At 70.9% G+C, this 18,125-nt stretch carries 18 protein-coding genes and 2 tRNA genes; 13 read left to right on the forward strand and 7 right to left on the reverse strand.

Annotated features, from left to right (window positions below):
- Positions 1 to 18 precede the first annotated feature (18 nt).
- Positions 19 to 1,455, reverse strand: a complete 1,437-nt coding sequence (locus tag IF88_RS0113845; RefSeq protein WP_030710810.1) for an amino acid permease — start codon at positions 1,453 to 1,455, stop codon at positions 19 to 21.
- 218 nt (positions 1,456 to 1,673) lie between these two features.
- Between IF88_RS0113845 and IF88_RS0113850 the strand changes: the two genes are divergently transcribed.
- Together IF88_RS0113850 and IF88_RS0113855 are read left to right on the forward strand one after the other, a co-directional pair.
- On the forward strand, positions 1,674 to 2,159 hold the full coding sequence (locus tag IF88_RS0113850) for a ribose-5-phosphate isomerase (RefSeq protein ID WP_030710811.1): 486 nt from the start codon (positions 1,674 to 1,676) through the stop codon (positions 2,157 to 2,159).
- A 69-nt stretch (positions 2,160 to 2,228) separates the two neighbouring features.
- Complete coding sequence (locus IF88_RS0113855; RefSeq protein WP_030710812.1) at positions 2,229 to 3,035, forward strand: Fpg/Nei family DNA glycosylase; 807 nt, start codon at positions 2,229 to 2,231, stop codon at positions 3,033 to 3,035.
- A gap of 25 nt (positions 3,036 to 3,060) precedes the next feature.
- Here the strand turns inward: IF88_RS0113855 and IF88_RS0113860 are convergent, their stop codons facing one another.
- Entirely contained in the window at positions 3,061 to 4,296 is a 1,236-nt protein-coding gene (locus tag IF88_RS0113860) for a GNAT family N-acetyltransferase (RefSeq protein WP_030710813.1), read from the reverse strand.
- Positions 4,297 to 4,413: 117 nt separating this feature from the next.
- Between IF88_RS0113860 and IF88_RS0113865 the strand changes: the two genes are divergently transcribed.
- Both IF88_RS0113865 and IF88_RS0113870 read left to right on the forward strand, forming a co-directional pair.
- Positions 4,414 to 5,556, forward strand: a complete 1,143-nt coding sequence (locus tag IF88_RS0113865; RefSeq protein WP_030710815.1) for a PP2C family protein-serine/threonine phosphatase — start codon at positions 4,414 to 4,416, stop codon at positions 5,554 to 5,556.
- A gap of 112 nt (positions 5,557 to 5,668) precedes the next feature.
- Entirely contained in the window at positions 5,669 to 6,484 is an 816-nt protein-coding gene (locus IF88_RS0113870; protein ID WP_030710817.1) for an ABC transporter ATP-binding protein, read from the forward strand.
- A 268-nt stretch (positions 6,485 to 6,752) separates the two neighbouring features.
- Here IF88_RS0113870 and IF88_RS0113875 read toward each other — a convergent pair whose 3' ends face one another.
- Together IF88_RS0113875 and IF88_RS0113880 are read right to left on the reverse strand one after the other, a co-directional pair.
- A complete protein-coding gene (locus tag IF88_RS0113875) occupies positions 6,753 to 7,355 on the reverse strand; it encodes an AAA family ATPase (protein ID WP_030710819.1) in 603 nt (200 codons plus the stop codon).
- The gene (locus IF88_RS0113880) at positions 7,352 to 7,987 is read right to left on the reverse strand and encodes a DUF4232 domain-containing protein (protein ID WP_078892879.1); all 636 of its coding nucleotides are present in this window, start codon (positions 7,985 to 7,987) and stop codon (positions 7,352 to 7,354) included. The genes IF88_RS0113875 and IF88_RS0113880 overlap by 4 nt, the downstream gene beginning before the upstream one ends.
- 565 nt (positions 7,988 to 8,552) lie before the next feature.
- Between IF88_RS0113880 and IF88_RS0113885 the strand changes: the two genes are divergently transcribed.
- From IF88_RS0113885 to IF88_RS0113895, 3 genes are all read left to right on the forward strand, one after another.
- Positions 8,553 to 9,965 (forward strand): pyridoxal phosphate-dependent decarboxylase family protein, encoded by a 1,413-nt coding sequence (locus IF88_RS0113885; protein WP_030710823.1) that lies wholly within the window; start codon positions 8,553 to 8,555, stop codon positions 9,963 to 9,965.
- Positions 9,962 to 10,417 (forward strand): HD domain-containing protein, encoded by a 456-nt coding sequence (locus IF88_RS0113890; protein WP_030710825.1) that lies wholly within the window; start codon positions 9,962 to 9,964, stop codon positions 10,415 to 10,417. Before IF88_RS0113885 ends, IF88_RS0113890 begins: the two co-directional genes overlap by 4 nt.
- Positions 10,418 to 10,593: 176 nt before the next feature.
- Positions 10,594 to 10,788 carry a membrane protein gene (locus tag IF88_RS0113895; protein ID WP_030710827.1) on the forward strand — a complete coding sequence of 65 codons (195 nt, stop codon included), beginning with the start codon at positions 10,594 to 10,596 and terminating at the stop codon, positions 10,786 to 10,788.
- Between the two features lie 66 nt (positions 10,789 to 10,854).
- Here IF88_RS0113895 and IF88_RS0113900 read toward each other — a convergent pair whose 3' ends face one another.
- Positions 10,855 to 11,325, reverse strand: coding sequence for a hypothetical protein (locus IF88_RS0113900; protein WP_030710829.1), 471 nt, complete (start codon positions 11,323 to 11,325; stop codon positions 10,855 to 10,857).
- Between the two features lie 223 nt (positions 11,326 to 11,548).
- On the opposite strand from IF88_RS0113900, the gene IF88_RS0113905 reads away from it, so the two are divergent.
- Positions 11,549 to 11,815 (forward strand): hypothetical protein, encoded by a 267-nt coding sequence (locus tag IF88_RS0113905; protein WP_030710831.1) that lies wholly within the window; start codon positions 11,549 to 11,551, stop codon positions 11,813 to 11,815.
- 186 nt (positions 11,816 to 12,001) lie between these two features.
- Here the strand turns inward: IF88_RS0113905 and IF88_RS0113910 are convergent, their stop codons facing one another.
- Together IF88_RS0113910 and IF88_RS0113920 are read right to left on the reverse strand one after the other, a co-directional pair.
- On the reverse strand, positions 12,002 to 12,412 hold the full coding sequence (locus IF88_RS0113910; protein WP_030710833.1) for a VOC family protein: 411 nt from the start codon (positions 12,410 to 12,412) through the stop codon (positions 12,002 to 12,004).
- 766 nt (positions 12,413 to 13,178) lie between these two features.
- Positions 13,179 to 13,249 (reverse strand) — tRNA-Gly (locus IF88_RS0113920).
- Positions 13,250 to 13,417: 168 nt separating this feature from the next.
- Between IF88_RS0113920 and IF88_RS0113925 the strand changes: the two genes are divergently transcribed.
- From IF88_RS0113925 to clpX, 5 genes are all read left to right on the forward strand, one after another.
- Positions 13,418 to 13,494, forward strand: a tRNA-Pro gene (locus IF88_RS0113925).
- A 164-nt stretch (positions 13,495 to 13,658) separates the two neighbouring features.
- Positions 13,659 to 15,053 (forward strand): trigger factor, encoded by a 1,395-nt coding sequence (tig, locus tag IF88_RS0113930; protein WP_030710837.1) that lies wholly within the window; start codon positions 13,659 to 13,661, stop codon positions 15,051 to 15,053.
- Between the two features lie 276 nt (positions 15,054 to 15,329).
- Entirely contained in the window at positions 15,330 to 15,947 is a 618-nt protein-coding gene (locus IF88_RS0113935; RefSeq protein ID WP_030649990.1) for an ATP-dependent Clp protease proteolytic subunit, read from the forward strand.
- 54 nt (positions 15,948 to 16,001) lie between these two features.
- On the forward strand, positions 16,002 to 16,667 hold the full coding sequence (locus IF88_RS0113940) for an ATP-dependent Clp protease proteolytic subunit (protein WP_030710839.1): 666 nt from the start codon (positions 16,002 to 16,004) through the stop codon (positions 16,665 to 16,667).
- Positions 16,668 to 16,820: 153 nt separating this feature from the next.
- Entirely contained in the window at positions 16,821 to 18,107 is a 1,287-nt protein-coding gene (gene clpX / locus IF88_RS0113945) for an ATP-dependent Clp protease ATP-binding subunit ClpX (RefSeq protein ID WP_030710841.1), read from the forward strand.
- The last annotated feature ends 18 nt before the right edge of the window (positions 18,108 to 18,125 follow it).

Consider the following 18,125-nt stretch of genomic DNA (forward strand, 5'->3'; position numbering starts at 1 on the left):
TACGTAGGGGCCAAGGGGTCAGCCCTGCACGGCCGCCCGCTTGCGGCGGAAGTCCAGGACCACACCGACGAGCACGACGGCACCGGCGACCAGCGTGGACAGGGTGACGACCTCGCGGTTGGCGTCGTCCACGAACATGTAGCCGATCACGAACATGATCAGAGCGGCGGTGGCCCAGGTCAGCCACGGGAAGAGCCACATCTTCACGGTCAGCTTCTCCGGGGCCTCGCGGACCAGGATCCCGCGCATCCTCAGCTGGGTGAAGCAGATCACCAGCCACACGAAGAGCGCGATGGCACCCGAGGAGTTCAGCAGGAAGTTGAAGACCGTGTCCTTGAAGGCGTAGTTGAAGTAGACGGCGACGAAGCCGAAGACCGTGGAGCCCAGGATCGCGGCCACCGGGACACCGCGGGAGTTGACCTTGGCGAACGCCTTGGGGGCGTCACCGCGCTCACCGAGCGAGAAGGCCATGCGGGAGGCGGTGTAGAGGCCCGAGTTCAGACAGGACAGCACGGCGGTCAGGACGATGACCTCCATGATCGTGCCGGCGTGCGCGATGCCGATCGAGTCCAGGGCGGCGACGTACGAGCCCTTCTCGGTGATCGACTTGTCGTTCCACGGGAGCAGGGTCAGCACGATGAAGATCGAGCCCAGGTAGAAGACGCCGATCCGCCAGATGACGGAGTTGGTGGCCTGGGTGACCGCCTTGCGGGGGTTCTCCGACTCGCCGGCCGCCAGGGTGACGATCTCGCTGCCCATGAAGGAGAAGACGACCATCAGCACACCGGTGAGGACCGCGCCGTAGCCGTTGGGGAAGAAGCCGCCCGCGTCGGTCAGGTGCGCGAAGCCCGCGCCGGGGTTGTCCGAGCCCGGCAGCACGCCGAAGACGGCCAGCATGCCGACGATCACGAAGGCGCCGATGGCGACGACCTTGATGCCCGCGAACCAGAACTCGAACTCACCGTAGGAGGCGACCGAGCCGAGGTTGGTGGCGGTCAGGACCGCCATCACGATCAGCGCCCAGCCCCACTGCGGGACGGCCGGGATCCAGCTCTCCAGGATGGCGGCACCGGCGGTGGCCTCCACGGCGAGCACGACGACCCAGAAGAACCAGTAGAGCCAGCCGATGGAGAAGCCGGCCCAGCGGCCGAGCGCACGGTCGGCGTAGGCGGAGAAGGAGCCCGAGTTCGGACTGGCGGCGGCCATCTCGCCCAGCATCCGCATCACGAAGACGACCATCGCGCCGACCAGCGCGTAGGAGATCAGGATGGCGGGACCGGCCTTGGCGATACCGCCACCGGAGCCGACGAAGAGACCGGCGCCGATGACGCCGCCGATGGCGATCATGGACAGGTGGCGGTTCTTGAGACCGGCCTTCAGACCGTCGGAGGGCTGGCCCTCACCGGAGTTACCGGTGGGGTTGCCTTCCTTCTGGAGGGTCGTCGTGGAGCTCATGGACGGATCCTTAGGTTCTCGGGTTGCGAGCCCCGGCATTCAAACCTGAGATGAACGCAGGACGGAAGACCTCAATCCGGATCGTTGTGTTTGGACGAACGTCCCGGACGAGGTCCTGCCATGTCCCATCTGCGCTCTTTGGGTTTACTTGAGCTTTAGAAGTGACTTACGCGACACCCCCTGCGGGTCGTCGGAGCCCCTCGTGCCACACTCGTGCCATGCGCGTGTACCTCGGATCCGACCATGCCGGCTTTGAGCTCAAGAACCACCTGGTGGACTGGCTCAAGGACAACGGCCATGAGCCCGTCGACTGCGGGCCCCACATCTACGACGAGGTGGACGACTACCCGCCGTTCTGCCTGCGTGCCGCCGAGCGGACCGCCGCGGACGAGGGCAGCCTCGGCATCGTGATCGGCGGCTCCGGCAACGGCGAGCAGATCGCCGCCAACAAGGTCAAGGGCATCCGCGCCATCCTCGCGTGGAGCGTCCAGACCGCCGAGCTGGGCCGCGAGCACAACAACGCCAACGTCATCTCCGTCGGCGGCCGCATGCACACCCAGGACGAGGTCGTCAGCTTCATCGACACCTTCCTGAAGACCCCGTACTCCGGCGCGGAGCGGCACACCCGCCGCATCGACATGCTCACCGCCTACGAGCAGACCGGCGAGCTCCCCCCCATCCCGGCCCACCACCCGCAGGGCTGATCCCGCTTCCGGCCGTGCCGCTCCCTCCTGGGGTGGCACGGCCGTTTTCATTCTTCTCAGGAGTCCGCCGTGCCCGAGGGGCATACGATCCACCGACTCGCCCAGGACCACACCGAGCGGTTCGCCGCCCGCCCGGTCCGCGTGAGCAGCCCCCAGGGCCGCTTCGCCGAGAGCGCGGCCCTGCTCGACGGGCGCGCACTGGAAGGCGCGGAGGCGCACGGCAAGCACCTCTTCCTCGAACTGGGCGACGCCTGGATCCACATCCACCTCGGACTCTTCGGCAAGCTCGGCTTCGGCCCCGCCCCGGCCCCGCCCGCCACCGACACGGTCCGGCTGCGCCTGCTGAACGAGGAGCACTACGCCGACCTGCGCGGACCCACCGCCTGCGCGCTGATCGGCGAGGGCGAGAAGAAGGCGATACACGAACGGCTCGGCCCCGATCCGCTGCGCCCGGACGACGACCCCGAGCGGGCCTGGAAGCGGATCTCCCGGTCCCGCACCACCGTCGCCGCCCTGCTGATGGACCAGAAGATCGTCGCGGGCGTCGGCAACGTCTACCGCGCCGAGGTCCTCTTCCGGCACGGCATCGACCCGTACCGCGCCGGCAAGGACCTCACCCGCGCCGAATGGGACGCCATGTGGGCGGACCTGGCCGCCCTGATGCGCGAGGGCGTACGGAACAACCGCATCGACACGGTCCGCGACGAGCACCTGCCCGAGGCGATGGGCCGGCCGCCGCGCGTGGACGACCACGGTGGCGAGGTGTACGTCTACCGCAGGGCCAACCTGCCCTGCCACATCTGCGGTGGCGAGATCCGCACCGCCGACCTCGCCGCCCGCAACCTCTTCTGGTGCCCGACCTGCCAGCAGCGCTAGACCGGCCCCGGTACCGGAACCGGTACTAGAAGCCGTGCGGGAGCCACGGGGCCACGTCCCCGGCGAAGGCGCGCGAGGCCTCCGTCAGCGCGCCCGGACGCAGCTCGCGCACGAAGCCGGCCGCGGCGAGCGAGGCGAGGGTGAAACCGCCCAAGTACGCCGAACCGAGCTCCCGGACCGACAGCTCCAGGTCCGCCGGCTCCTCGGTCCGCGTGCAGCGGGCGGCGCCCCTGGCGTCCGCGACCAGCCGCCACCGCCCCGCGTTCCACGGGCAGAAGGCGTCCCCGACCTCCAGGACCACGTCCATCGGAGCCCCGTACGTCCGCGCCTCCAGCGCCGCCGCCAGGTCCACCAGCCGCAGGTGCAACGAGTCCCGGACCCGCGGCTGCGACCGCCGCACGTCCGTGACCAGGTGCAGCACCGGATCGTCCACCGGCCGCCGGGACGCCCGCACGCTCCAGGTCAGGTCGATCGAGAAGAGGTAGCGCCACAGCGCCGCGCACGCCGCCGGATCCAGCGCGTCGAGGTCGCTCACCTCGACCTTGCCGTCCGAGCCGGACCGGCTCCAGTCGGCCCTCACCCGGTAGCGCGCGTACCCGACCACCTCGCCGTCCGCCCGCTCGGCGACCACGCACTTCAGCGGCGACGCGCCGGAGCGCGACCCGGCCGGGTCCAGCAGCGGCTGCCCCTCCCAGCCCGGCTGCCGGGCCGGCATGCCCGGCCGCCGCGGGACCAGGGCCGCGTACACCCGCTCGCAGTCGGCCAGCGCCGCCGACGGATCGACGAGGCGCAGCCGCACCTCGTCCGTGCCCGGCGGCACGCAGAGCCGTACCCGGGTCGTGTCGATGTCCACGTCCAGGGCGTACGTCGCGGTGCCGTAGCCGAACCGCCCGTAGATCGCCGGATCCGAGGCCGTCAGCACGGCGATAGGTTCGCCACCCGCCCGGATGTCGTCCAGTTGCCGCCGCATCAGGGAGCTGAGCACCCCGCGCCGGCGGTGCGTGGGGGAGACGCCCACCATCGTGACCCCGGCCGCGGGGACGACCGCCCCGCCCGGCACCGAGACGCGGAAGCTGAAGGCGCCGGCCGAGCCGACGCACGAGGCGCCGTCCCAGACACCGAGCGAGCGCTCCGCTTCCGTCAGCGCCTTGTAGAGGTTCCGCTCTTCGGGGGACTCGGGCACACCGCCGAACGCCAGTTCCAGGTGGTCGTACCAGACATCCCACTCATCAGCCTGTAATACGCGCATCTCAAGAGCCATACGGCCATCCCTATCAGGGCATTCCGTCTCGGTCGAAGTGTTTTCGAGCGCCGACGGGCCCCGGGTCCGGGGGTACCCCTGCGCATCCACAGCCAGGATGGATAGGGTCCCGAAGCAATGGCCGGAGCACGCGTGGAATCCCTCATGGCCCGGATGCGCATGCTGTCGCACCGGGGCCGCACCGCCCTGCGCAAATCCGCGGTCGACTACTTCCGCGGCGACGCCTCCGACTGGCTCGCCTTCGCCGGGCTCCTCCTGACCGTCCCCGCCATCGCCTGCGGCACGATGATGCTGCCCGTCTGGTTCTCGCCGTCGGCGCTCGTCCTGCCGATCGTCGCCGGCGGACTGCTGCTGCGCCCCGCCAGCCTGCTCGGCCTGTACGCCGCCTCCGCGGCCGCCCTGATCGTCGAGGCCCTCGTGCTCGGCCCCTACACCCAGGGCCCGGCGCGCGTCACCCCCGGAACCGTCCTCGTCGTCGCCGCCTGCGGGTTCTTCGGACTGGTCATCGCCCAGTTCCGCAGCCGCGTCGGCGTGCCCTGGCGGCGCGGCGGCACCATGCTCTTCGACCTGCGCGAGCGGATCCGCGTCCAGAGCAAACTGCCCGCCCTGCCGCGCGGCTGGCACCGCGAGATGGCCCTGCGCCCGGCCGGCGGCCAGTCCTTCTCCGGCGACTTCGTCGTCGCGGCCCGCACCAACGGCGGCCGCACCCTGGAGATCGTCCTCACCGACGTCTCCGGCAAGGGCATGGAAGCGGGCTCCCGGGCCCTGCTGCTGTCCGGCGCCTTCGGCGGACTCCTCGGCGCCCTGCCCCCGCACGGCTTCCTGCCCGCCGCCAACGGCTACCTGCTCCGCCAGGACTGGGACGAGGGCTTCGCCACCTCCATCCACCTCGTCCTCGACCTGCAGACCGGCGACTACGAACTCCTCTCGGCCGGCCACCTCCCCGCCCTCCAACTCTCCGCGGGCACCGGCCGCTGGCAGGAGAAGTCCGGCGAGGGCCCGCTGCTCGGCGTCTACGACGGCGCCGAATTCACCCCCGCCCGCGGCAACCTCCGCCACGGCGACGTCCTGATGCTCTTCACCGACGGCCTCGTCGAGACCTCCGACCGCGACATCAGCGAGGGCATCGACCGCCTCACCGGCGAGGCCGACCGCTACGTCGCCGCCGGCTGGGAGGGCGCCGCCTGGCACCTCATCGAGAAGGTCGCCAAGGACGTCAACGACGACCGCGCCCTGCTCCTCATCCGCCGCTCCGCCTGAACGGGGTGGGGTTTGCCCCACCACCGCTGCGCCGGGCCGCGCCATGGCCGGCCGCCCCCGTGATCCGTAGCGTCGCAACCACGATCAAGGCCACGGCGAAAGGCGGCACACCATGGGGCTCCGACGGAGCGGGCGCCGGCGCGAGAGCGCGCAGGCGGCGTACGACGGCGCGGCCGCCGTCGAGCTGCGCGGCGTACGGCGCGAGTACGGCCGGGGGGCCGCCACCGTGCACGCACTGCGCGGGATCGACCTCAGCCTGCCGCGCGGCAGCTTCACCGCCGTGATGGGCCCCTCCGGCTCCGGCAAGTCCACCTTCCTGCAGTGCGCCGCCGGACCCGACCTGCCCACCGAGGGCTCCGTCCGCCTCGGCGGCACCGAGATCACCGGCATGAACGAGAACGAGCTCACCGAGCTCCGCCGCAGCCGCCTCGGCTTCGTCTTCCAGGCCTTCAACCTGCTGCCGTCGTTGACCGTCGAGCAGAACGTGCTGCTCCCGATGCGCCTCGCCGGCAGCCGGTCCGCGCACCAGGGCCGGGCCCGCGCCGCCGACCTGCTCGCGCGCGTCGGCCTGGAGGGCAAGGGCGGCCGGCGCCCCGCCGAACTGTCCGGAGGCCAGCAGCAGCGCGTGGCCCTCGCCCGGGCCCTGGTCACCCGGCCCGACGTGGTCTTCGCCGACGAACCCACCGGCGCCCTCGACACCACCACCGCGGCCGAGGTCCTCGGGCTGCTCCGGGACGCCGTGGACGCGCTCGGCGCCACCGTCGTCATGGTCACCCACGACCCGGCCGCCGCCGCCCACGCCGACCAGGTGCTCTTCCTCGCCGACGGCCTGATCGCGGACCACCTCCCGCGCAGCCCCGCCACGACCATCGCGGCCCGCATGACGACCCTCACACCCCACCGCACCCCCGCTCCCGCGGCGGCCTAGCCGGGCACGGGGCGCCGGTCGGCTGCGCCGCTCGGGCGGGGTCGGGTGGGGGCCGGTTGTGCCGGTTGGCTGCGCCGCTCGGGCCGGGTCGGGCTGCGCCGGGGCCGAGCGGGTGGGGGCCGGTTGGCTGCGCCGCTTGGGCGGGGTCGGGTGGGGGCCGGTTGTGCCGGGGGCGGGCGCGCGCCGGGGCGTCTCCTTTGAGCCGCGCCACACCGTCCGCCGCACAATCGGCGTTTGAGGAGCGGGGTTCGGGGCTGAATCAGACGGCCTAGTCGAAGCGGATGTGCCGCACGCCGATCAGCGCGCGCCGGATCCGCCCCCGCAACGCGCCGTCGGTGTTCGGGGCCAGGTCCAGCCCAGCCGAGGCGGCCACCCTGTCGGCGACCTCGGACACGGTCAGCCGGTCGGTGGTCACGTGCTGCGCGAACTCGGGCGCGCGCAGCGCCTCCAGGCACCCGTCCAGGCGGGCCACCGCGAAGCTGTCCCGCTTCAGCCCGCGGCCCAATCCGCGTTCCCGCAGCCGCCGCAGCACCGTCTCCCGCTGTGCCAGCAGCGCGAAATGCCGTACGTCGTGCCCCTGTTCGCGCAGCCGCCCCACGGTCTGCGCGAAATAGGCCGGCTCCGTGACCGTCATCGGCACCAGCACCACGCCCGGATGCCGCCGCGCCGCGAGGTCCAGCACCTCGAACACCCCTTGGCGCCAGGCCGCAAGGTCCTGGAAATCGCCGCGCAGCGCCGGCGGCAGCATCCGGTGCAGCCCGAACCCGACGTGCTCGGGATCGCACACGACGCTTCCCGGCAGCCGCCGGTGCACCTCGTACGCCGTCTGCGTCTTGCCGCCCCCGAAGGGCCCGTTGAGCCAGACGATCACCGGGTCACCGCCGTCCACGGGCCGATCCCCAGCTTCCCGGTGTTCCCTAGGTCGAACGGCCGGGCCAGCCGCATCCACAGCCGGGGCGCTCCGGGGCGGGGCGCGATCTCCAGCACCGGCACCGTCGTGGCCGTCACCGTCGCGTCGGTGACGAGGTTGCGCCACACCACCGACCACGACGCGGCCTGTCCCGGCGCCAGCGTCACCCGCTCCGGGGCCGCGTCGATGTTCGGCACGCCCGTGGTGATCCCCTCCGCGCCGTGCTCCACCGTGACCTCCAGCGGATCGTTGCGGCTGTCCCGCAGCGACACCTCCGGGTAGCCCTCCAGTACGTAGGGCTCCGTACCGCAGTTGACCAGCTGGAAGCCCTCCACCCGCAGCCCCATCGCCGCGTCCCCGCCCGTCTCGACGAGCCGGACCCCGCCCTCGGGGCACTTGCCGTCAGGCGTGGGCTCCGGGGTGGGCGAGTTGGGGTTCGGTCTCGCCTCCGTGCCCTGCTGCGTGGGTCTGACCTGCGGCCCGGAGGTCGGCCCCGGCGCGGCCCGCGGCGCCGGCGGCGTACTGCACCCCGCCAGCACCCCCGCCACGACCACGCCCCCGACAACGCCACCCATCCACCGCTTCGCGACCATCCGCCGAGCCTACGACGCCCCGCCATCACAGAGGCCCCAACCGGTTCCCGTGGGACCAGGCAGGAGGCTCCGACCCCCAGGGCGGTTTCGGCGGGTCGGGTGTGTGTCGGGGTGATCCCCGCAGGGCGCCGAACGCACTTCCGCCCAGCTCTCCGACCCCTCGTCACGTTCGGCGCCCGAGGAGACGCCCCCGCTGCCCCTGCTGCCCGCCCCCCCATGCTGTCCGTTCAGCCTGCGCTGCCCGACCCGCCAGCGGTGTCCGTTCAGCCTGCGCTGCCCGACCCGCCTGCACTGCCCGACCCGCCTGCACTGCCCGCGCTGCCTGCACTGCCCGCGCTGCCCGCGCTGCCCGCGCTGCCCGCGCTGCCCGCCCGGCTCGTGCTGCCCGCCCGGCCCGCCCGGCCCGTGCTGCCCGCGCCCGCCGCGCCCGTGGGCCGCCGGACCACGCGGGGTCCGGCCGGCGGGCCGTTTCTCGTGGGCCGGCCAGGCCGGCGGCGGCGACGCGTGGGCCAATTCGCGCGGATTGGCCCGCCCCGGCAGGGCGCGGCGCGCCTACCGTGCCCCCATGGACCGCACGCTCGCCGCCGACCTCGCCCGGCTCCCCGACCTGCTCGACGCCACCCGCCGCGCCGCCACCGACGCGCTCGCGTCCCTCGACGCGCGTCCCGTCGTACCGCCCGTCGTACCGCCCGGCGGCAAGCCCCTCGACCCCGGATCCGACCCCGAGCCCCTCCCCGAGCACGGCACCGGCGCGGACGCCGCCCTCGCCGCCTTCCGCGCGCGCTGGGAGCCGCGGCTCTCGGCCTCCGCCGGCCCCCGCTACCTCGGCTTCGTCACCGGCGGAGCCACCCCCGCCGCCCTCGCCGGGGACTGGCTCACCGCCGCCCACGACCAGAACTCCAACTCCGCCCTCGACGGCGCCGGCCAGGACCTCGAACGCGAGACCGTCGGCTGGCTGCGCGAGCTCTTCCACCTCTCCGCCGCCCACACCGGCACCTTCGTCAGCGGCGCCACCATGTCCAACACCACCGGCCTCGCCATCGCCCGCGAATGGCTCGGCGAACGCCTCGGCGTCTCCCCGGCCGAGGACGGCGTCGCCGCCCTCGGCGCGGTCCGCGTGCTCTCCGGCGCCCCGCACTCTTCGATCGGCAAGGCCCTCTCGGTCCTCGGCCTGGGCCGCCGCTCCCTCGTCACGGTCCCGACCCTGCCCGGCCGCGAGGCCGTGGACCCGGCCGCCCTGGACCGCGCGCTCGCCGGCACCCCCGGCCCGGCCGTGGTCGTCGCCAACGCGGGCACCGTCAACACCGTCGACTTCGACGACCTCCCCGCCATCGCCGCCCTGCGCGAACGCCACGACTTCTGGCTGCACACCGACGCCGCGTTCGGCGCCTTCGCCGCCCTCTCACCGGACCACGCGCACCTCGCCGCCGGCCTCGACGCCTCCGACTCCCTCTGCGTCGACCTGCACAAGTGGCTCAACGTCCCCTACGACAGCGCCGTCCAGTTCACCCGCCGCCAAGACCTCCAGGCCCGCGTCTTCCAGAACTCCGCCGCCTACCTCGGCCCCCTCGGCGACCACCCCGACCTCGTCCACCTCACCCCGGAGAACTCCCACCGGCTGCGCGCCCTCGCCGCCTGGTTCACGCTCCGCGCGTACGGCCGCCACGGCCACCGCGAGATCGTCGAACGCGACATCGCCTGCGCCCGCGCCCTGGGCGCCGCGCTGGAGGAGGACCCCGCCTTCACCCTCCTCGCCCCGGTCCGCCTCAACGTCGTCTGCTTCACCCTCGCCGCCGACCCCACCCCCGCCCGGCTCACCGCCCTGCGCGAGGCCGCGGCCGCCAAGGTCTTCGTCACCCCGACCGTCTACGGTGGAACCCCCGCCCTGCGCGCCGCGTTCTCCAACTGGCGTACCACGCAGGCGGACGTACGCCGGGCCGCCGAGGCCCTCGGCACAGCAGCGAGGGAGATCGCATGACCAGCCGTCCCCTGACACTCGTGGAGGTCGAGGCCTTGGCGCGCACGGCGCACGAGGGCCAGACCGACAAGGCCGGCAGGCCGTACGCCGAGCACCTCGCGGCCGTCGCCGAGGGGGTCCGCCTGCGCGGCGGCAGCCCCGAACAGCAGGCGGCGGCCTGGCTCCACGACGCGATCGAGGACGAGGCCCTCAGCCTCACCTGGCTGGATTCCGCCGCCTTGCCGCAGCACGTGAAGGACATGGTCCTCGCGGTCACCAAGCGCCCCGGCGAACCGGTCGAGCAGTACACGGCCCGCATCCTCGCCACCCCCGGCGCCCTCCTCGTCAAGGAGGCCGACCTGGCGCACAACGCCGACCCCGTGCGCCTCTCCGTACTGGACGACCCCACGCGCGAGCGGCTGTCCGCGAAGTACGCGTATGTCCGGTCCCTGCTCGGTCTCACCGCCCCGTAACCCGGGCCCCGCGCCCGAAACATGCCCGGCGCACATGTGGTGGGCGGAAACGGAAGCACGGCGATTCGCCACGGGACGGATAGCCGGGGCCCGTTGGTGGGAGGATGGTCCATGTGGGGGTGTGCGCGGCCGTGCGCCCCGGGCCGACCAGGGGACGACCGAAGGTGTGATCAGTAGTGGCCATTTCGCTGTCAGTGGTGGTTCTGTTGGCGGTCATCCTGGTGGTGCTGATCCGCGGCAACCACATCAAGACGGGCCCCGCCATCGTCGCGGCCCTCTTTGGTTTCTTCCTGGCGTCCAGCTCGATCGCGGACGACGTGAACCGTTTCCTCAACTCCCTCGCGACGATGATCTCCAACATCAAGCTCTGAGCCGCCCAGCCACGCCACTGACCTGCACCTTCCCACTCGCCTTCCGGTGCCGGTTGCCGCCCTCGGTCAGCGGTGGTCGGGGCTCAGCAGCGTGGCGGCCGCGGCGATGAAGGCGGCGGACGCTTCCTTGGCCGCCTGCCGCCGCGCGTCCAGCTCGGCCCTGTCGGTGGCCTTGCGCAGCGCGTACGTGGCATCCGCGGCCTGCTGGGCGGGGCCGGCCAGCTCGGGGACCAGGACCTGAAGGCGGATGTGGGGCGCGGTGATCGCCGCCCGGGTGTCGTGGGACTTCGTCTGAGCGTCCAGCTGGTGTTCGGCGCCCGCCTCGGTCATGGTCAGCCGCTCCCGATGGAACATCGCCGAGCGGTGCGCGTCCAGGGCGGCCGCGAAGTCGGTGACGGCGCCGAGCTGGTCCTGGCGGTGGCTGACGGCGCGCTCCTCGGCGCGCGCGGTGCGTGCCGAACGGTGCTGGAGGAGTCCGGCCGTCAGGGCACCGGCGAGGGTGCCGAGTACGGCAACGATCGAAGGCCATATGGACATCAGCTGCGGGGTCCTCTCGGGTGGTCGGTTCTGAGGGTGAGGCCGTCAGCCGGCAAGGTACGCGGCGGTACTCTCGGCTGCGGGCGCTGTGCCCGCGGTGCTCCGGACCCACCCTGGCATTCGGTTGCGGCCCGGAGTCCGAGCCCGGGAGTCCGAGCCCGGGAGTCCGAGCCCGGGAGTCCGGGTCCATGATCACCGGTGGAAGAGAGGGAGTGGCGCGGCTGTGGGGTTGCTGATCTCGACCGTGCTTCTCGCCCTTCTCCACTGGGGTCTGAAGCTGATGCAGCTCGGGGGTGCGGCCCTCTGCCTGGTGGGCGTGGCTTTGTTCCTCCGGCGTTTCCGGGTCGCGCGTGGGCGTGAGGGATCCGGCCGCTTGCGGCAAGCGATGCCATGGGTGACGTACGTACTCGGCGGCCTCGGCATCTTCGTGCTGGTGGCTGCCTCAGTGGCGCTCGCCGTGGGGGAACGGCTGGGCGTGTTCGAGACCTGAGCGGCCGCGTCGGCAACTCCTGCCGAGCTGGTTGCCCGTTGCTGCGAGGGCGATGCGGCTGGCGTCGATCCGGGCCGCCAGGTCGCTCAGCAGGCAGGTGATCCGGGCTTCGGGGAGCGGCTTGAGGTTGCGGCACATCGCTACCGCATCGCGACCGGATCCGACGGTCGGCAACGTCGAAGCCGCTTAGTCGCGCTTGGGCCAAACCGGGCCCTGATCGGTCCAGATGACGCCCTTGTTGCGGCACAGGCAGAAGGGGTGGCCGAACGGGTCGGTGTAGACCTGCCAGCCGTAGCCGTTGGGGCCGATGAAGTCCTGCCTCAGCGTCGCGCCGAGGTCGAGGACGCGGCGCTGCTCGGACTCGATCTCGTCCACTTCGAAGTCGAGGTGGAACTGCTTGGGGTGCTCGCTGTCGGGCCACTGCGGAGCGCGGTAGTCGTCCACCCGGATGAATGCCAGCTCGATCTCGCCGAACCGGATGCCAGCCCAGTCCTCAGAGCTGCCTTCCTTGATCGGACGGCCCGTCACCTCGGAGTAGAAAGCTGCCAGCTTCATCGTGTCCGGGCAGTCGATGATGAAATCGGTGAGTCGCAGCATCCCGCGATCTTGGCACAACCTGACACCCGACTTCGAGAGCAGGCCCTGAGCAGCTTTGCTGAGGTGCGGGAACAAAATGTCCTGGGGCTTCGCCCCCGGACCCCGTTCACCAGGGGCGGCTGGGTTCGTCCCGCAGGTGCGGATCAGCGGCGGACTTCGGCGGAGCTGCTGAGAGCGAGTCGTCACGCTCCAGAACGAGGCCGGACGAGCCGTCCTCAAGGAGGTCTACGCGCCGGCGGAGGCGATCCAGCCGGGCTACCGTGCCCTCGTCCTCGTGGCCGGGTTCCTCGGCCTGTGCTGGGGTGAGCTGATCGGCCTCCAGCGGCGGGACGTTGAGCCGGCCGGCGCCGATGGGCGTGTCTTCGTCGGCGCCAAGGGGACGACACCGCGCCGGAGCCACTTCAACCGGCTGTGGCACAAGGCGTGTCGGGAAGCCGGGCTCAAGGGGCTGCACTTTCACGATCTCCGGCGCACGGGCAACACGCTCGCCGCGTCAACGGGCCAGCACACGCGAGTTGACGACGCGCAGGGGACACAGCACCGCCCGCGCCGCACTCATCCACCAGCACGCGAGCGCCGGCCGGGACCGGCTGATCGCCGACGCGCTGAGCGGGCTCGTGAAGAAGGGCCGGAAGAGCCCAAGGGCACGAAGGAAGATCCGCAGCGCAAGGGGCACGCAGGGGGCACGCGGAGCTGATCGGGGCCCCGGGAATGACGAAGGGCCAGGTCGAGGAAACGTCCTCTGACCTGGCCCTCTGTGCTTCAGAGCGGGTGACGGGAATCGAACCCGCGTAGCTAGTTTGGAAGACTAGTGCTCTACCATTGAGCTACACCCGCAACGCGCGCGCCGACGGTCCGGGACCGCGGCACGGACAGCATCCTAGCGGGTCGCGCAGGGGGAGCGCACACCACATTTCGCGCCCGCGCGCCGGACGAGCCCGAAACGCATCGGGAAACCCCGCACATCAGAGGGTCTCCGGGCATGTACCCTACGTGTCGCACCGACGGGGTGTGGCGCAGCTTGGTAGCGCGTCCGCTTTGGGAGCGGAAGGTCGTCGGTTCGAATCCGGCCACCCCGACCAACAGCAGTGTCTCCACAAGATCGCGTTGTGGGCTGATTGCCGCTTGCGGCTACTATGCAAGCTGCGTGCCCGTGTGTCTGATGTACCGGGCCGAAGTCCGCTGAACCGCTGCATCTCAGCGAGACGGCAGATCCCCCAGAAGTCAGCCACAAGGAGACCGAACCGTGAAGAGCGCCGTGGAGACCCTGAACCCGACTCGGGTTCGGCTCACTGTTGAGGTGCCCTTCGAGGAGCTCAAGGACAGCCTCGACGCGGCGTACAAGAAGATCAACCAGCAGGTCACGGTGAAGGGCTTCCGCAAGGGCAAGATCCCGGCCCGCGTCATCGACCAGCGCTTCGGCCGCGGTGCGGTGCTGGAGGAGGCCGTCAACGACGCCCTCCCGAAGTTCTACACCGAGGCCGTCAACGAGGCCGACCTGAACCCGCTGGGCCAGCCCGAGGTGGACATCACGGAGCTGAAGGACGGCGAGCTGCTGGCCTTCACCGCCGAGGTCGACGTCCGTCCCGAGATCGAGATCCCGGACTACTCCGGCATCGAGGTCGAGGTCGACGCCATCGAGGTCTCCGACGAGGACGTCGAGAAGTCGGTCGAGCAGCTGCGCGGCCGTTTCGGCTCCACCAAGGACGTCGAGCGCGCCGCCGCCGACGGTGACGTCGTCACCATCGACCTGGAGGCCAAGGTCGACGGCGAGGTGCTGCCCGACGGCGTCGCCTCCGACGTCTCGTACACCATCGGCTCGGGCGAGCTCCTCGAGGGCATCGACGAGGCCGTCACGGGCCTGGAGGCCGGTGGCGAGGCCACCTTCACCTCCCAGCTGAAGGGCGGCTCCGCCGAGGGCAAGGACGCCGAGGTCACCGTCAAGGTCACCAAGGTCTCCGCCAAGGAGCTCCCGGAGCTGGACGACGAGTTCGCGCAGATGGCGAGCGAGTTCGACACCCTTGAGGAGCTCAAGGCGGACAGCCGCAAGCGCCTCGAGAACATGAAGCAGTACGACCAGGCCACGCAGGCCCAGGAGCGCGTCCTGGAGAAGCTGCTGGAGCTCGTCGAGGTCCCGATCCCCGAGAAGCTCCTCGCGGACGAGGTCCAGACCCGCAAGCACAACCTGGAGCACCACCAGCTCGGCCAGATGGGTCTGACCATCGAGAAGTACCTGGAGTTCCAGGGCAAGACGGTCGAGGAGTTCGACGCCGAGACCTCCGAGCAGGCGATCAAGGGCATCAAGACCCAGTTCGTCCTCGACGCGCTGGTCAACAAGGAGAAGCTGGGCGTCAACCAGGAGGAGCTCACCGAGCACCTCATGCGCCGTGCCCAGTCCTCCGGCATGTCCCCCGACCAGTTCGCCCAGGCGGTCGTCGAGGGTGGCCAGGTCCCGATGCTGGTCGGCGAGGTCGCCCGCGGCAAGGCCCTCGCGGTCGTCGTCGAGGCCGCCAAGGTCGTCGACACCAACGGTGACGTCGTGGACCTCTCCGACGACGAGGACGAGGTCGAGACGGCCGTCGAGGCCGCCGAGGCCGCCGTCGAGGGTGACGACGAGGTCAAGGCCGACGAGGCCAAGTAACACCCCGGGCGGAGCCCACTGAGCAGTGCCCCGAAGGGCCCGTACGCAGCCGCGTCCGGGCCCTTCGGCATGGCGCCCGAAAGGCCTCGGGACCTTGCGCTCCGAGCGAACAGTTCGGGAAGCGGGATGGCGTTGTCCGACCTGCGCGTTAGGGTCCATGAATACGAGGGCACGTGAGTACCCGGACGCCGGCGGACTCGTCCGCACCGGCCGGACCGCGCCCCAGAACGAGACGCTGAGACGGCACATGGCCGTCGGAGACGAGCAGGTGGATACGTGACGAATCTGAAGCCTTACGCCGCGGGTGAGCCGTCCATCGGTGGCGGCCTCGGCGACCATGTCTACAACCGGCTGCTCGGCGAGCGCATCATCTTCCTCGGCCAGCAGGTTGACGACGACATCGCGAACAAGATCACCGCACAGCTCCTGCTCCTGGCCGCCGAGCCGGAGAAGGACATCTACCTCTACATCAACAGCCCCGGTGGCTCCGTGACGGCCGGCATGGCCGTCTACGACACCATGCAGTACATCCCCAACGACGTCGTGACCATCGGCATGGGCATGGCGGCCTCGATGGGGCAGTTCCTGCTCACCGGTGGCGCCAAGGGCAAGCGCTTCGCCCTGCCGAACACCGACATCCTGATGCACCAGGGCTCCGCCGGTATCGGTGGCACCGCGTCGGACATCAAGATCCAGGCCCAGTACCTGCTGCGCACCAAGCAGCGGATGGCCGAGATCACCGCGTTCCACTCGGGCCAGACCGTCGAGGCGATCATTCGCGACGGTGACCGTGACCGCTGGTTCACCTCCGAGGAGGCCAAGGAGTACGGCCTCATCGACGAGATCATCTCGGCCGCGTCCAACGTTCCGGGCGGCGGCGGCACCGGGGCCTGATCCCGGCACCACCGTCAGTACCCAGCAGTCGACAGCCCGCAGAACGCCACCAGGATGGTGAACACCCAGATGCAGAACAACTTCTCCGCGAGCGGCCTCTACACCGGCCCGCAGGTGGACAACCGCTACGTCATCCCGCGCTTCGTGGAGCGCACCTCGCAGGGCGTGCGCGAGTACGACCCGTACGCGAAGCTCTTCGAGGAGCGCGTGATCTTCCTCGGTGTGCAGATCGACGACGCCTCCGCCAACGACGTCATGGCGCAGCTGCTGTGCCTGGAGTCGATGGACCCGGACCGCGACATCTCGATCTACATCAACAGCCCCGGCGGCTCCTTCACCGCGCTGACGGCGATCTACGACACGATGCAGTTCGTGAAGCCGGACATCCAGACGGTCTGCATGGGCCAGGCGGCCTCCGCCGCCGCGGTCCTGCTCGCCGCCGGCACCCCCGGCAAGCGCATGGCCCTGCCGAACGCCCGCGTGCTGATCCACCAGCCGTCCGGCGGCACCGGCCGTGAGCAGCTCTCGGACCTCGAGATCGCGGCCAACGAGATCCTGCGCATGCGCGACCAGCTGGAGACCATGCTGGCCAAGCACTCGACGACGCCGATCGAGAAGATCCGCGACGACATCGAGCGCGACAAGATCCTGACGGCCGAGGACGCGCTCGCGTACGGCCTGATCGACCAGATCATCTCCACCCGCAAGAGTTCGCACTGATCCTTGCCGCCAGTTGGCGTGGAACCGCCGCCGGATTCGGCGATGTGAACCACGTCAAGGGGGCCCCGCATGGGGCCCCCGGCAAGGTACCGTCGGATATGAGGCACCAGGAGCGCTGAACCAGGCGTCTCCCAGGCGAAGGGGAAGCACCTCGTGGCACGCATCGGTGACGGCGGCGACCTGCTCAAGTGCTCGTTCTGCGGAAAGAGCCAGAAGCAGGTGAAGAAGCTCATCGCAGGACCCGGTGTGTACATCTGCGACGAGTGCATCGACCTCTGCAACGAGATCATCGAAGAAGAACTCGCGGAGACCTCCGAGGTCCGGTGGGAGGAACTCCCCAAGCCCCGTGAGATCTACGAGTTCCTGGAGAGCTACGTCGTCGGCCAGGAGCCGGCGAAGAAGGCGCTCTCCGTGGCGGTCTACAACCACTACAAGCGGGTCCAGGCGGGCGAGAACGGCGGCGCGCAGGGCCGGGACGACGCGATCGAGCTCGCGAAGTCCAACATCCTGCTGCTGGGCCCCACGGGTTCGGGCAAGACGCTGCTCGCGCAGACCCTCGCCCGCATGCTGAACGTCCCGTTCGCCATCGCCGACGCGACGGCGCTGACGGAGGCCGGGTACGTCGGCGAGGACGTCGAGAACATCCTGCTGAAGCTGATCCAGGCCGCCGACTACGACGTCAAGAAGGCCGAGACCGGGATCATCTACATCGACGAGATCGACAAGGTGGCCCGCAAGAGCGAGAACCCGTCGATCACGCGCGACGTGAGCGGTGAGGGCGTACAGCAGGCCCTCCTGAAGATCCTGGAAGGCACGACCGCCTCCGTCCCGCCGCAGGGCGGCCGGAAGCACCCGCACCAGGAGTTCATCCAGATCGACACGACGAACGTGCTCTTCATCGTGGGCGGCGCCTTCGCCGGCCTGGAGAAGATCATCGAGTCGCGTGCGGGCGCCAAGGGCATCGGCTTCGGGGCGACGATCCGCTCGAAGCGCGAGATCGAGGCCAGCGACCAGTTCCAGGAGGTCATGCCGGAGGACCTGGTGAAGTTCGGGATGATCCCCGAGTTCATCGGCCGCCTCCCCGTGCTGACCTCCGTGCACAACCTGGACCGCGAGGCCCTGCTCCAGATCCTGATCGAGCCGCGCAACGCCCTGGTGAAGCAGTACCAGCGGCTGTTCGAACTCGACGGCGTCGAGCTGGACTTCGAGCGCGAGGCCCTCGAGGCCATCGCCGACCAGGCGATCCTCCGCCAGACCGGCGCGCGCGGCCTGCGCGCCATCATGGAAGAGGTCCTCATGTCGGTGATGTACGAGGTCCCGTCCCGCAAGGACGTGGCCCGCGTGGTCATCACCTCCGACGTGGTCCGCTCCAACGTCAACCCGACGCTGGTCCCGAGGATCGTCCCGAAGGACCAGGGCCCGCAAGAGAAGTCCGCGTAGTCCGCAGAGCGGCATGCA

Source organism: Streptomyces sp. NRRL F-2580 (assembly GCF_000720115.1).
GTDB lineage: Bacteria > Actinomycetota > Actinomycetes > Streptomycetales > Streptomycetaceae > Streptomyces.

Coding starts and splice junctions, on each gene's coding strand:
- IF88_RS0113845 (WP_030710810.1), bottom strand. CDS start 1,455: ATGAGCTCCACGACGACCCTCCAGAAGGAAGGCAACCCCACCGGTAAC.
- IF88_RS0113850 (WP_030710811.1), top strand. CDS start 1,674: ATGCGCGTGTACCTCGGATCCGACCATGCCGGCTTTGAGCTCAAGAAC.
- IF88_RS0113860 (WP_030710813.1), bottom strand. CDS start 4,296: ATGGCTCTTGAGATGCGCGTATTACAGGCTGATGAGTGGGATGTCTGG.
- IF88_RS0113865 (WP_030710815.1), top strand. CDS start 4,414: ATGGCCGGAGCACGCGTGGAATCCCTCATGGCCCGGATGCGCATGCTG.
- IF88_RS0113870 (WP_030710817.1), top strand. CDS start 5,669: ATGGGGCTCCGACGGAGCGGGCGCCGGCGCGAGAGCGCGCAGGCGGCG.
- IF88_RS0113880 (WP_078892879.1), bottom strand. CDS start 7,987: ATGGTCGCGAAGCGGTGGATGGGTGGCGTTGTCGGGGGCGTGGTCGTG.
- IF88_RS0113885 (WP_030710823.1), top strand. CDS start 8,553: ATGGACCGCACGCTCGCCGCCGACCTCGCCCGGCTCCCCGACCTGCTC.
- IF88_RS0113890 (WP_030710825.1), top strand. CDS start 9,962: ATGACCAGCCGTCCCCTGACACTCGTGGAGGTCGAGGCCTTGGCGCGC.
- IF88_RS0113900 (WP_030710829.1), bottom strand. CDS start 11,325: ATGTCCATATGGCCTTCGATCGTTGCCGTACTCGGCACCCTCGCCGGT.
- IF88_RS0113910 (WP_030710833.1), bottom strand. CDS start 12,412: ATGCTGCGACTCACCGATTTCATCATCGACTGCCCGGACACGATGAAG.
- IF88_RS0113940 (WP_030710839.1), top strand. CDS start 16,002: ATGGTGAACACCCAGATGCAGAACAACTTCTCCGCGAGCGGCCTCTAC.